This window comes from Motilibacter peucedani, assembly GCF_003634695.1.
Taxonomy (GTDB): domain Bacteria; phylum Actinomycetota; class Actinomycetes; order Motilibacterales; family Motilibacteraceae; genus Motilibacter; species Motilibacter peucedani.
Genome location: NZ_RBWV01000016.1, coordinates 173669 through 185879, shown reverse-complemented (window position 1 = coordinate 185879; position 12211 = coordinate 173669). Strand labels below are relative to the sequence as shown.

Annotated in this window: 11 protein-coding genes; 4 read left to right on the top strand and 7 right to left on the bottom strand. The window is 74.5% G+C overall.

The window, feature by feature from the left end:
- Positions 1-91 precede the first annotated feature (91 nt).
- Positions 92-1576, top strand: a complete 1485-nt coding sequence (locus tag CLV35_RS18515) for a virginiamycin B lyase family protein (RefSeq protein WP_121194975.1) — start codon at positions 92-94, stop codon at positions 1574-1576.
- Between the two features lie 36 nt (positions 1577-1612).
- Positions 1613-4342 carry a phosphoenolpyruvate carboxylase gene (ppc, locus tag CLV35_RS18510; protein ID WP_231122041.1) on the top strand — a complete coding sequence of 910 codons (2730 nt, stop codon included), beginning with the start codon at positions 1613-1615 and terminating at the stop codon, positions 4340-4342.
- Between the two features lie 13 nt (positions 4343-4355).
- Here the strand turns inward: ppc and CLV35_RS18505 are convergent, their stop codons facing one another.
- The 5 genes from CLV35_RS18505 to CLV35_RS18485 form a co-directional block, all read right to left on the bottom strand.
- Positions 4356-5330, bottom strand: coding sequence for a GDP-L-fucose synthase family protein (locus tag CLV35_RS18505; RefSeq protein ID WP_121194973.1), 975 nt, complete (start codon positions 5328-5330; stop codon positions 4356-4358).
- A gap of 23 nt (positions 5331-5353) precedes the next feature.
- Entirely contained in the window at positions 5354-5938 is a 585-nt protein-coding gene (pth, locus tag CLV35_RS18500; RefSeq protein ID WP_121194972.1) for an aminoacyl-tRNA hydrolase, read from the bottom strand.
- Positions 5939-5941: 3 nt separating this feature from the next.
- On the bottom strand, positions 5942-6598 hold the full coding sequence (locus CLV35_RS18495; RefSeq protein ID WP_121194971.1) for a 50S ribosomal protein L25/general stress protein Ctc: 657 nt from the start codon (positions 6596-6598) through the stop codon (positions 5942-5944).
- Between the two features lie 297 nt (positions 6599-6895).
- Positions 6896-7216 (bottom strand): hypothetical protein, encoded by a 321-nt coding sequence (locus CLV35_RS18490; protein WP_121194970.1) that lies wholly within the window; start codon positions 7214-7216, stop codon positions 6896-6898.
- A gap of 6 nt (positions 7217-7222) precedes the next feature.
- Positions 7223-7771 (bottom strand): hypothetical protein, encoded by a 549-nt coding sequence (locus CLV35_RS18485; RefSeq protein ID WP_147432013.1) that lies wholly within the window; start codon positions 7769-7771, stop codon positions 7223-7225.
- 22 nt (positions 7772-7793) lie between these two features.
- On the opposite strand from CLV35_RS18485, the gene CLV35_RS20225 reads away from it, so the two are divergent.
- Together CLV35_RS20225 and CLV35_RS18475 are read left to right on the top strand one after the other, a co-directional pair.
- Complete coding sequence (locus CLV35_RS20225; RefSeq protein WP_183062064.1) at positions 7794-7946, top strand: hypothetical protein; 153 nt, start codon at positions 7794-7796, stop codon at positions 7944-7946.
- 148 nt (positions 7947-8094) lie between these two features.
- A complete protein-coding gene (locus CLV35_RS18475) occupies positions 8095-9612 on the top strand; it encodes a sugar transferase (protein ID WP_121194967.1) in 1518 nt (505 codons plus the stop codon).
- A 3-nt stretch (positions 9613-9615) separates the two neighbouring features.
- Here CLV35_RS18475 and CLV35_RS18470 read toward each other — a convergent pair whose 3' ends face one another.
- Both CLV35_RS18470 and glmU read right to left on the bottom strand, forming a co-directional pair.
- Complete coding sequence (locus CLV35_RS18470) at positions 9616-10593, bottom strand: ribose-phosphate diphosphokinase (protein WP_121194966.1); 978 nt, start codon at positions 10591-10593, stop codon at positions 9616-9618.
- Positions 10590-12110: a bifunctional UDP-N-acetylglucosamine diphosphorylase/glucosamine-1-phosphate N-acetyltransferase GlmU gene (gene glmU / locus CLV35_RS18465; RefSeq protein WP_231122040.1), complete on the bottom strand. Its 1521-nt coding sequence runs from the start codon at positions 12108-12110 to the stop codon at positions 10590-10592. Before glmU ends, CLV35_RS18470 begins: the two co-directional genes overlap by 4 nt.
- Positions 12111-12211: the final 101 nt, after the last annotated feature.

The window sequence follows — 12211 nt, the reverse complement described above, 5'->3', positions numbered from 1 at the left end:
GAGGCCGGAGCGGGGGTGTGCCTCTCAGCCTACGGTCCGGCGGGCCTGCGGGCCTGGCCAGAGCTCGCGGCGTCTGCCTAGGATCGCGCCCATGCGTGCGTCCGTGACCCGAGCCGTCCCCGTCGCGCTGACCGCTGCCGCCCTCGCCGGTGCGGGGCTGCTGGCGCCCACCGCGGCATCGGCGGACACCGCGCCCGCCCTCACGGTGGTCGACCTGCCGACCGGCGGGGCCAAGCCGAGCCACCTGGTGACCGGGCCCGACGGCGCGGTGTGGTTCACCGAGCTGGCCTCCCACAAGCTCGGCCGCATCACCGCCGCGGGCACGCTCAGCGAGGTCCCCGTCCCGTCCGACAGCAGCGTGGACGACACCGGCCCCGACCTCATCGCCGCAGGGCCCGACGCCGTCTGGTTCGCCGACGAGGTCGACACCCGGGTGTTCCGCGTGCCCGTGAGCGCCGCGGGCGCCGGCGCGCCCGAGCTCTACAAGGACTCGCCGCTCGGCGACCCGGTAGCACCGCTCGAGTCGCTCACGCCGACGGGGTCCTCCCTCTACGCCACCACCCGCTACGGCGACGAGGTGCTGCGCTTCTCCACCGGCGTGCGAGGCACCTGGAGCTCGCTCCCGGTGACCTGCGAGGGTCCGTCGCCGAGCATCGCCGACGCGGGCGGCGCCCTGTGGTTCGGCTGCGCCAGCCAGCTCGGGGGACCCAACCAGACGCTGCACCGCATCGGGCCCGACGGCGCGGGCTCCTCGGTGGCGGTCGACCCCGCGCGCAGCGACATCCGCTCGATGGCGTTCGACTCGACCGGCCGGCTCTGGTGGACCGCCTGGTGGAACGGCGGTGCCTGGGGCTCGGTGTCGCCCTACGACAGCGCCCTGGGCTACCTCGACGCCGCCGGCGCGCCCCACACCGTCCCGCTGGCCTCCAACGCGGGCCCGAGCGACATCACGCTCGCCTCCGACGGGCACCTGTGGTTCACCACCGTCGACCGCTCGACCAAGCACACCTTCCTCAACCGGGTCGACGGCGAGGCGGTGGGGGCGTCCTACGACCTCGGGCCCCGCACGCTCGGCGACCTCGCGGCGGGTCCCGACGGCGCCCTGTGGTTCACCGACCCGGGCTCCAACCAGGTCGGTCGGGTCGTGCTGCCGACCACCGCCGACGCGCCCGCGCCTGCTCCGCCTGCACCCCCGGCCCCGCCCGCGCCCCCTGCTCCGCCGGCTCCGCCTGCCCCTCCGGTCGCCAAGCCGGGAAAGCCCAAGGTGGTGGTGTGCGCGGTCAGCACCCGGCGCACCGGCTGCCGCTCGGTCGTGGCGGCGCGCAGCGTACGCGTCGCGTTCCGCCTCGACCGGAAGGCGACGGTCACGATGACCGTCCGCCCGGTGCCGGCGCGCGGCGCCAAGGCGGCGCCGGCCACCGTGGTGGTCTCGCGCACGCTGGCGCGGGGCACCCGGGTCCTCACCTGGAACCGCACGGTGAAGCACCGCCCGGCCAAGCACGGCCGCTGGGTGGTGGCCCTGACCGCCGGTCCGCGCGGGGCGCGCGTCACCACCTCCGTGACCGTACGGCTGTAGCGGGCCGCCCGGGAGGGCTCCAGTAGTCTGCTCGCCGTGACCGCTGAGCCTGACGTCCGGACCGACGAGATCCCGGCCGCCCTGCGCGCGGACATCCGCGTGCTCGGCACCCTGCTCGGCGAGACGCTGGTCGGGCAGGAGGGCCCCGAGCTGCGCGACCTCGTCGAGGAGGTCCGCCGCCTCGCCCGCGAGGACGGCGACGCGGCCGCCGAGCGGCTCGCCGGGCTCGACGTGCACACCGCCTCGCTGCTCGCCCGCGCGTTCTCCATGTTCTTCCACCTCACCAACGTCGCCGAGCAGGTGCACCGCGGCCGCGACCTGCGCCAGCAGCGCTCGAGCAAGGGCGGCTGGCTCCACCAGGCGGTCGACGCGATCACCGCGGCCGGGCTGCCGCACGACGAGGTCCAGGAGCAGATCGCGCACCTCTCGGTGCGCCCGGTCTTCACCGCGCACCCGACCGAGGCGGCCAGGCGCACGGTGCTCACCAAGCTGCGCCGCATCGGCGAGCTGCTCGAGCGCGAGGACTGGCGCGACGACCCGCGCACGCTGCGCCGGCTCGCCGAGCTGATCGACCTGCTCTGGCAGTCCGACGAGCTGCGCTCGGAGCGCCCCGAGGTCATCGACGAGGCGCGCAACGCCGTCTACTACCTCTCCGAGCTGTTCGCCGTGGCCGTGCCGGACGTGCTCGAGGAGCTCGTCACCGAGCTCGACCGGGCCGGCATCGAGGTGCCGCTGCTCTCGCACCCGCTGAGCTTCGGCTCCTGGATCGGCGGCGACCGCGACGGCAACCCCAACGTGACCCCGCGCGTCACCTACGACGTCCTCCTGCTCCAGCACGAGCACGCCCTCCGCGGCACCGCCGAGGAGATCGACCAGCTGCGCGCCGAGATCTCGGTGAACTCGCGCATCGCCGGGGTGAGCCCGGAGCTCGAGGCGAGCCTGGCCGCCGACCTCGAGCTGCTGCCCGAGGTGCCGCCGCGCTACCGCCGGCTCAACGCCAACGAGCCCTACCGGCTCAAGCTCACCTGCGTGCGCGAGAAGATCGCCGCCACCCGCCGGCGGCACGCCACGGGCGCTGCCCACGTGCCCGGCCGCGACTACGCCTCCACCGGCGAGCTCGTCGCCGACCTCGTCGTGGTGCGTGACTCGCTGCTCGCCCACCGCGGCGAGCGCGTCGCCCACGGCCGGCTCGAGCGGCTGATCCGCACGCTCGAGGCCTTCGGCCTGCACCTGGCCACGCTCGACGTGCGCGAGCACTCCGAGGCCCACCACGGCGCCCTGGCCCAGCTGTTCGACCGGCTCGGGGAGTCCGCGACGCCCTACGCCGAGCTCACCGCGGAGCAGCGGATGGTGCTGCTGAGCGCCGAGCTCACGAGCCGGCGCCCGCTCTCGCCCCAGCCGCCGCCCCTCGACGCCGCCGGCGCCCGCGTCTTCGCGGTGTTCCAGACCGTGCGCGAGGCGCTCGAGCGCTTCGGCCCGCAGGTGGTCGAGTCCTACATCATCTCCATGACGCACGGCGCCGACGACGTGCTGGCCGCGGTGCTCCTCGCGCGGGAGGCCGGCCTGGTCGACCTGCCCGGCGGCGTCGCGCAGGTCGGCTTCGTGCCGCTGCTCGAGACGGTCGCCGAGCTGCGTGCCGCCGACACGATCCTCGACGCGCTGCTCTCCGACCCCTCCTACCGCCAGCTCGTCGCCCTGCGCGGCGACGTGCAGGAGGTCATGCTGGGCTACTCCGACTCCAACAAGGACGCCGGGATCACGAGCTCGCAGTGGGAGATCCACCGGGCGCAGCGCCGGCTGCGCGACACCGCGCTGCGCCACGGCGTACGCCTGCGGCTCTTCCACGGGCGCGGCGGCACCGTGGGCCGCGGCGGCGGCCCCACCTACGACGCGATCCTCGCCCAGCCGTGGGGCACGCTCGACGGCGAGATCAAGGTCACCGAGCAGGGCGAGGTCATCAGCGACAAGTACCTCCTGCCCTCGCTCGCCCGCGAGAACCTCGAGCTGACGCTCGCCGCGACGCTGACCGCGACGGTGCTGCACCGGGTCCCCCGCAGCAGCGCCGGCTCGCTCTCGCGCTGGGACCCCGTCATGGACCTGGTCTCCGGCAAGGCGCAGGACGCCTACCGCGGGCTGACGACCGACCCCGCGCTGGCGACCTACTTCGCCCAGTCGACGCCCGTCGACACCCTCGGCGACCTCAACATCGGCTCGCGCCCGTCGCGGCGCGCCTCGGCCGACGCCGGCCTGTCGGCGCTGCGGGCGATCCCGTGGGTCTTCGGCTGGACCCAGAGCCGGCAGATCGTGCCCGGGTGGTACGGCGTGGGCTCAGGCCTGGAGGCGGCCCGCGAGGCGGGTCACGGCGACGCCATCGCCGAGATGTGGTCGCAGTGGCACTTCTTCCGCAACTTCCTCAGCAACGTCGAGATGACGCTGGCCAAGACCGACCTGACGATCGCCCGCCACTACCTCGACTCGCTCGTCGACCCCGAGCTGCACGGGTTCTTCGACCTGATCGTGGCCGAGCACGAGCGCACGGTCCGCGAGGTGCTCGCCATCACCGGCGAGACCCAGCTGCTGGGCGCGTCGCCGTCGCTGCTGCGCACCCTGCAGGTGCGCGACGCCTACCTGAAGCCGATCTCCTACCTGCAGGTCTCGCTGCTCGAGCGGGCGCGGGCCGCCGGCGACTCGGTCGACCCCGAGCTGCGCCGGGCGCTGCTGCTCACGGTCAACGGCGTCGCCGCGGGCCTGCGCAACACCGGCTGAGCCGGCGGGCGGCTCAGCCGCGCAGCGTCTCGAGGTGGGCGAGGTACCACTCGTAGGTCGAGCGCAGCCCGTCGGGCAGGCGCACCGACGGCTTCCAGCCCAGCTGCTCCAGGCGCGAGACGTCGAGCAGCTTGCGGGGCGTGCCGTCGGGCTTGCTGGTGTCCCACTCGATGGTGCCGGTGTAGCCGACGACGTCGGCCACGGTCTCGGCCAGCTCGCGGATCGTGAGGTCCTCGCCGGTGCCCACGTTGATGGTCTCGGGCGAGTCGTAGTTCTCGAGCAGGAACAGGCACGCCCGCGCGAGGTCGTCGACGTGCAGGAACTCGCGGCGCGGGGTGCCGCTGCCCCAGCAGGTGACGCTCGGCACGCCGGCCTCCGCGGCCTCGTGGAAGCGGCGGATCAGCGCCGGCAGCACGTGCGAGCCCTTCGGGTCGAAGTTGTCGCCCGGGCCGTAGAGGTTGGTCGGCATCGCCGAGATGTAGTGCAGGTCGTCCTGCCGGCGGATCGACTGGACCTGCATGATGCCGGCGATCTTCGCGATCGCGTAGGCGTCGTTGGTGGGCTCGAGGGCCCCGGTCAGCAGGGAGTCCTCGCGGATCGGCTGCTCGGCGAACTTCGGGTAGATGCAGCTCGAGCCGAGGAACAGCAGGCGCGGGGTGCGCTGCTCGCGGGCCGCGTCCATCAGGTTGACCTGGATCTGCAGGTTCTCGCTGAGGAAGTCGGCGGGGTAGGTGTCGTTGGCGAGGATGCCGCCGACCTTCGCCGCAGCCACCACGACGACCTCGGGACGGACCTCGCGGAAGAACGCGAACACCGCGTCGCGGTCGCGCAGGTCGAGCTCGCGCGAGCTGCGACCGACCAGGCGGGTGAAGCCCTCGGCCTCGAAGTGGCGCCACACCGCCCCGCCCACCAGCCCGCGGTGGCCGGCGACGTAGGTGACGGCGTCGCGGTCGAGACGGCCAGGAGCGTGCGGTGCAGCGGTCGACATGCGGCCCAGTCTACGGGCGCCGTTCAGTCGTTGAACTGCTGCTGCGCCTGCTCGAGGCCCTGGGCCAGCAGCACCTCGACGGCGTCGGCCGCGCGCTCGGCGAGCACGTCGACCTCCTTGCGCTCGGCGGAGGCGAACGGCTTGAGCACGTAGTCGGCGGGGTCCTGGCGACCGGGCGGGCGCCCGATGCCGAAGCGCGCCCGGAAGAAGTCGCCGGTGCCCAGCGAGCGGCGCATCGACTTGAGCCCGTTGTGGCCGTTGTCGCCGCCGCCGAACTTGAGCCGCAGGGAGCCGAACGGCAGGTCGAGCTCGTCGTGCACCGCGACGGTGTGCGCCGGGTCGATCTTGTAGAAGTCGCGCAGGGCCGCCACCGGTCCGCCGGACTCGTTCATGTAGGAGCGCGGCTTCGCCAGCACGACGCGCGAGCCGCCCGGCCCGCCGAGCCGGGTCTCCAGCACGTCGGCACGGCAGCGCCGGGAGGCGCTGAAGCGCCCCCCGGCCCGCTGCGCCAGGACGTCGAGCACGAGCCAGCCCGCGTTGTGGCGGGTGGCGGCGTACTCCTCTCCCGGGTTGCCGAGGCCGACGACGAGGAAGGTCGCCTCGGTCAGGGCTCAGCCCTCGCTCGGTGCCGCGGCGTCGGCCGCGTCGGCCTCGGCGTCGGCCGACTTCTCCTCGTGCACGATGCCGAGGTCGGCCTCCGAGCTGGCCAGGTCGGCGTCGAGCTGCGCGGCCGACTGCTGCGCGACGACGTTGATGACCAGCGTCTCGGGGTCGCCGGCGAAGGTGGTGCCCTCGGGGAGGCCGAGGTCCTTGGCGTGGATCTGGGTGCCGACAGGCAGGCCCTCGACGTCGACGTCGACCGAGGTCGGGATGTGCGTGGCCTCGGCCTCGACCGTGACGGTCTGGGCGTCGACGACCAGCAGGGCGTCGGCGGCCACGGAGCCGGTGGTGTGCACGGCGACCTCGATGGTGACCTTCTCGCCGCGGTTCACGACGACGAGGTCGACGTGCTCGATGACCGGGCGGATCGGGTCGCGCTGGACGTCCTTGGGCAGGACCAGCAGCGACTCGCCCTCGAGGTCGACGTCGAGCAGGACGTTCGGCGTCTTGAGCGCGAGCATCAGCTCGTGGCCGGGGAGCGAGATGTGGCGGGGGGCGCCGCCGTGGCCGTAGACGACGGCGGGGACGCGGTGCGCGCGACGGGTCCGGCGCGCGGCGCCCTTGCCGAACTCGGTGCGGTTCTCGGCGGTGATGCGGACCTCGGACACGGTGGTGCTCCTCATGCGTACGTCTGCGGCGGGCTGCGGGCGCCGGGTGCTCGGAGCCAGGGGCTTCCGCGCGTGAGGAGTCGAACCACTCGTCGATGACGGAGCCATGCGGTCCCTCGCCGGGCAGTGGACGAGTCTACGCCGGGGGCACCGACGACGGGAAATCCGGTGCGCGCCCTCGCCAGCTGCTGTCACCGCTCGTGACCCTGGGTGAACATCGACGGCCGGGCGGGGGGACGTGTTGGGCCGTCCGCGTACTCAGCGTCATCACGGCATCGCGGCACGGGCTGCCGCTGCCTACCGTCGACACGACGTTCCAGCCGGACCGTGACGACTGTGGGGGGACAACGACATGCGCAAGGTTCTCGTCAGCTCAGTGCTCGGGGTCGGCTTCGCGCTGACCACCGGCGGCATCGCCAGCGCCTGCGTGTCCGACGGCTCGGCGGCGCACGCCAGCTCGTCGCGCGTCTGCCTCGGCTCGTCGGTCGCGGTCTCCGCCACCGGCTTCGCGCCCTCGTCGGCCGTGTCGCTCACCGGCACCGACGGCAGCCGCCAGGCCCTGACCGCGACGAAGACGGGCTCCGCCGCCGCGTCGGTGCGGCCGAGCGCGACGGGCACGTGGCGCTACGTCCTGAGCGGGCGCACGCCCAGCGCGGGTACGCGGACCGCCGCTGCGACGCTCACCGTCGTCACCGGCGCGGCCCCCTGCGCCGTCAGCACGCCCACGCCCTCGCCCGTGGCCAGCGAGACGGCCGAGCCGACCGAGGCACCGGCTCCCAGCGAGACGCCGGCTCCGAGCGAGACGGCGACTCCCACGCCGACGCCGACGCCGACGCCGACGCCGAGCGAGGTGGCTGAGCCGACGCCCACGCCCACGCCTGCGCCCAGCGAGACGGCGACGCCCAGCGAGACGCCGACGCCGAGCGAGACGGCGACGCCGAGCGAGACGCCGACCGTCACGCCCACGCCGACTCCCACTGCGACGCCGACTCCCACTGCGACGCCGACTCCCACGCCCGCCGAGACGACCGTGCCGGCCCCGTCGCCGTCGGTCAGCTCGACGCCGGCCGTCGTCGTGACCACCGCGTCGAGCGCTCCGGCGGCCACCGCCGTACCGGTCCCGGCGAGCCTGCCGGCCGTCGCGACCGGGACCGCGGGCACCGGGCCGGTCACGCTGACGACCGAGGCGCCCGCGGTGGCCGACGGTCCGACCGGGACCCCGGTCCGCACCCTCGCGCACACCGGCGCGGCGGCGCAGCGGGGGATGCTCGCGGTGGGCAGCGGCCTGCTGCTGTCGGGGCTGGCGCTGCGCACGCTGCCGGCGCTGCGTCGCCGCCGGACGGAGTAGTAGAAACGCCGACCTGGCCCTGAGAGGGGTGTTTAGATGACCTCCGGTCGCCCGTTCGGGCTATCGGGGGGTGACCAGCCGGGGCAGAGGCCTTCTAATGGGTCGAGGACCGGCGTAGTGAGTCGCTGAAGGTTGCCCGGGGGGGCTTGTGAGCATCTCGTTGAACCGCGCTGCCGCTGCGGTGGCACTGCTGGACGTCGACCTCGCGGGGGCGAGGGTGCCGGCGCTGCCGAGGCAGCGGCTGCGCGGCTGGCAGCGCGTCCAGCTGGCGAGCGTCCTGAGCGCCGACGTGGTGGCCGTCGTGGCCTCCTACGCGCTGGGCCGCGACCTGTTCGCCCGCGACCCGTCGTTCGGGACCGTGCGCGACCTGCTCGCGCTGCCGGCCGCCTGGCTCGTGCTCGCGGCGCTCAACGGCGCCTACGACCTGCGAGCGATGGGCACGGGCGTCCTCGACCACAAGCGGGTGCTCAACGCGGGGCTGCACCTCGTCGCGCTGGTCGGGCTCGCCTCGACGCTGCCCGACGCCCACAGCCTGCGCGAGGTGCTGCCGCTCGTGGCGGCGGCGCCGGTCGCGGTGCTGGTCGCGCGCCACGTCTGCCGCATGGCCCTCTCGATCGCGCGGCGGCGCGGCCTCGCGGTGCGCCGGGTGCTGGTGATCGGCGAGCCGTCGGCCGCGTTCCCGCTCGCCAGCCGGCTGGAGCGCACGCCCAGCTCGGGGCTGCAGGTCGTCGGCGTCTGCTCGACCGCCGGCATCGACCGCCGGGCCGGTCGCGAGCCGGGGCCCGGCTCCGAGCGGCGGCGCAACGCTCCCCCGCGGGTGCTCGGCACGCTCGAGAGCGCGGCGCTGCTCGCCCGCCGCGAGGCCGTCGACGTGGTGGCCGTGGCCCACTCGCCGGGGCTCAGCTCCGAGGCGCTGCGCGACCTGTCGTGGCAGCTCGAGGAGTCCCACGTCGAGATGCTCGTCGCGCCGGCGCTCGTCGACGTCGCGGGTCCCCGCATCACGGTCGAGCCCGTCGCCGGGCTCCCGCTCCTGCACATCGCCAAGCCCGAGTTCTCCACGCTGCGCCGGGTCGTCAAGGGCACCGGCGACCGGGTGCTCGCGCTGCTCGGCCTGCTCGCGCTGAGCCCGCTGCTGCTCGTGGTCGCCGTGATGGTGCGCCGCGACTCCCCCGGCCCGGTGCTCTTCCGCCAGCCGCGCGTGGGCCAGGGCGGCCACGAGTTCCCGATGCTGAAGTTCCGCTCCATGTACGTCGACGCGGAGGCCCGGCTCGAGGAGGTCCGCGTCCTCAACCAGCACGGCGAGGGTCCGCTGTTCAAGAGCAAGGACGACCCGCGCGTCACGCGCGTCGGCGCCTTCCTCCGCCGCTGGTCGATCGACGAGCTGCCGCAGCTGATCAACGTGCTGCGCGGCGAGATGTCGCTGGTGGGCCCGCGACCGCCGCTGCCGCGCGAGGTGGCCGCCTACGACCAGCCCTCGATCTTCCGCCGGCTCATGGTCAAGCCCGGGCTCACCGGCCTGTGGCAGGTCAGCGGCCGCGCCGACCTGTCGTGGCAGGAGGCGGTCCGTCTCGACCTCTACTACGTCGAGAACTGGTCGCCGGCGCTGGACGCCTCGATCCTGTGGCGCACGCTCGGAGCGGTCACCAAGGGCAGCGGCGCGTACTGAGCCTCAGGCCGCGCCGTCGAACAGGCTGGTGACCGAGCCGTCGTTGAAGACCTCCTGGATCGCGCGCGCGAGCAGCGGCGCGATCGGCAGGACGGTGAGCTTCTCGAAGCGGCGCTCCGGCGGGATCGGCAGGGTGTCGGTCACGACGACCTCGCTGATCCGGCTGCTGCGCAGCCGGTCGACCGCCGGGCCGGAGAAGATGCCGTGCGTCGAGGCGACGATGACCTCGGCCGCGCCGTTCTCGAACAGCGCGTCGGCAGCCTTCACGATCGTGCCGCCGGTGTCGATCATGTCGTCGACCAGCACGCACACGCGGCCCTCGACCGTGCCGACGACCTCGGCGACCTTCACCTCGTTGGCGATGTTCGGGTCGCGGCGCTTGTGGATGATCGCCAGCGGGGCGTTGAGGGTGTCGGTCCAGCGCTCGGCCACGCGCACGCGGCCAGCGTCCGGGCTCACGATCGTGAGCCGGCTGCGGTCGACCCGGCTGCCGACGTGGCGCGCCAGCAGCGAGAGCGCGAACAGGTGGTCGACCGGGCCGTCGAAGAAGCCCTGGATCTGCGCGGTGTGCAGGTCCACCACGATCAGCCGGTCGGCACCCGCGGTCTTGTAGAGGTCGGCCATCAGGCGGGCCGAGATCGGCTCGCGCCCGCGGTGCTTCTTGTCCTGGCGGGCGTAGCCGTAGAACGGGATCACGACCGTGATGCGCTTGGCCGACGCCCGCTTCAGGGCGTCGATCATGATCAGCTGCTCCATGATCCACTGGTTGATCGGCGCGGTGTGGCTCTGGATCACGAACGCCTCGCTGCCGCGCACCGACTCCTCGAAGCGCACGAAGATCTCGCCGTTGGCGAAGTCGAACGCCCGCGTCGGCACCAGGTCGACCCCCAGCTGGCTCGCCACCGCCGCGGCGAGCTCGGGGTGGGCCCGGCCGGAGAAGAGCATCATCTTCTTCTCGCCGGCCGTGGTCATGCCGCTCATGCGGGTGCTCCCTCATCTGTCGTGCCGGCCGCCGCGCCGTCTGCGGCTCGGGGGTCTGCGGTGCGTGCGCGGGCGGCGGCCTCGGCGCTGGTCGAGCCGGCCCGTCGCCGCTCCACCCAGCCCTCGACGCTGCGCTGGCGCCCGCGCGCCACGCCCATGGCGCCGGCGGGCACGTCCTCGGTGATCACCGAGCCGGCCGCGGTGTAGGCGCCGGCGCCCACGGAGACCGGCGCGACGAGCACGGTGTCGCTGCCCACGCGGGCGTGCGGCCCGACGCTCGAGCGGTGCTTCGCGACGCCGTCGTAGTTGGCGAAGATCGTGGCCGCGCCGATGTTGGCGCCCTCGCCGATCTCGGCGTCGCCGACGTAGGACAGGTGCGGCACCTTCGCCTCGTCGCCGAGCACCGCGCTCTTCATCTCGACGAACCCGCCGGCCTTCGCGCCGCGGCCGAGGACCGTGCCCGGGCGCAGGTAGGTGTAGGGCCCGACGCTCGCCCCGGGCCCGATCTCCGCGCCCTCGCAGGTCGCGTTGCGCACGTGCGCGCCCTCGCCGACCGTCGTGTCGACCAGGGTGGCGTCGGGGCCGACGACCGCACCGGTCGCGACGGTGGTCGAGCCGTGCAGCCGCGTGCCGGGCAGGAGCACGGCGTCCGGCTCGACCCGCACGCTGCCCTCCACCCAGGTGCTCGCGGGGTCGCGCACGGTGACCCCGGAGCGCATCAGCGCCAGCAGCACGCGCTCGCGCAGCACCGCCTCGGCCTCCGCCAGCTGCACGCGGTCGTTGACCCCCGCCACGTCGCGCGCGTCGTCCGCCGCGACGGCGGCGACGGGGAGCCCGTCGGCGCGCAGGATCGCGAGGACGTCGGTGAGGTACTCCTCGCCCTGCGCGTTGTCGGTGGACAGCCGCGCGAGGGCGCCGCGCAGCGCGGCGGCGTCGAAGGCGTACGTGCCGCTGTTGATCTCGCGCACCGCGAGCTGCTCGTCGGTGGCGTCGCGCTGCTCGACGATCGCGGTGACCGCACCGGTCTCGTCGCGCAGCACCCGGCCGTAGCCCGTGGCGTCCGGCAGCAGCGCGCTCAGGACGGTCGCCGAGGCGCCCGAGGAGGCGTGCGTCGCGACCAGCCGCTCGAGGGTCGCGCCCTGGAGGAGAGGCGTGTCGCCGCTGGTCACCACCACGGTGCCGGTGAGCTCGGGCAGCGTGTCGAGCGCGGTGCGGACGGCGTGGCCGGTGCCGCCCTGGCGCTCCTGCACCACCCACTCCGCGGTCGGCGCGGCCTGCGAGAGGTACGCGGTGACCGCCTCGCGCCCGGCGCCCACCACCACGACCACGCGCTCGGGCCGCACGGCCTGCGCCGCGGCCAGCACCGAGCCGAGCAGCGGGCGGCCGCCGGCGGCGTGCAGGACCTTCGGCGTGCGCGAGCGCATGCGGGTGCCCTCGCCGGCCGCGAGCACCACCACCGCCGACACGGCGGCGACGGGCACGGCGGGCGGCTCGGACACAGGCGACGACACAGACACGCACGCTCCCGCGACTGGAGGCTCCGAGGTCGGTGCCCGGACGGATCAGGCGGGTCCGAGGGTACCGGCCCCGGGATCGAGCCCTGCCACTCCGGCTCCGC

What these genes read in the sequence shown, in the direction of transcription:
- CLV35_RS18515 (WP_121194975.1), top strand. Translation starts at nt 92, where the DNA reads ATGCGTGCGTCCGTGACCCGAGCCGTCCCCGTCGCGCTGACCGCTGCC.
- CLV35_RS18505 (WP_121194973.1), bottom strand. Translation starts at nt 5,330, where the DNA reads ATGTCGACCGCTGCACCGCACGCTCCTGGCCGTCTCGACCGCGACGCC.
- CLV35_RS18470 (WP_121194966.1), bottom strand. Translation starts at nt 10,593, where the DNA reads ATGAGCGGCATGACCACGGCCGGCGAGAAGAAGATGATGCTCTTCTCC.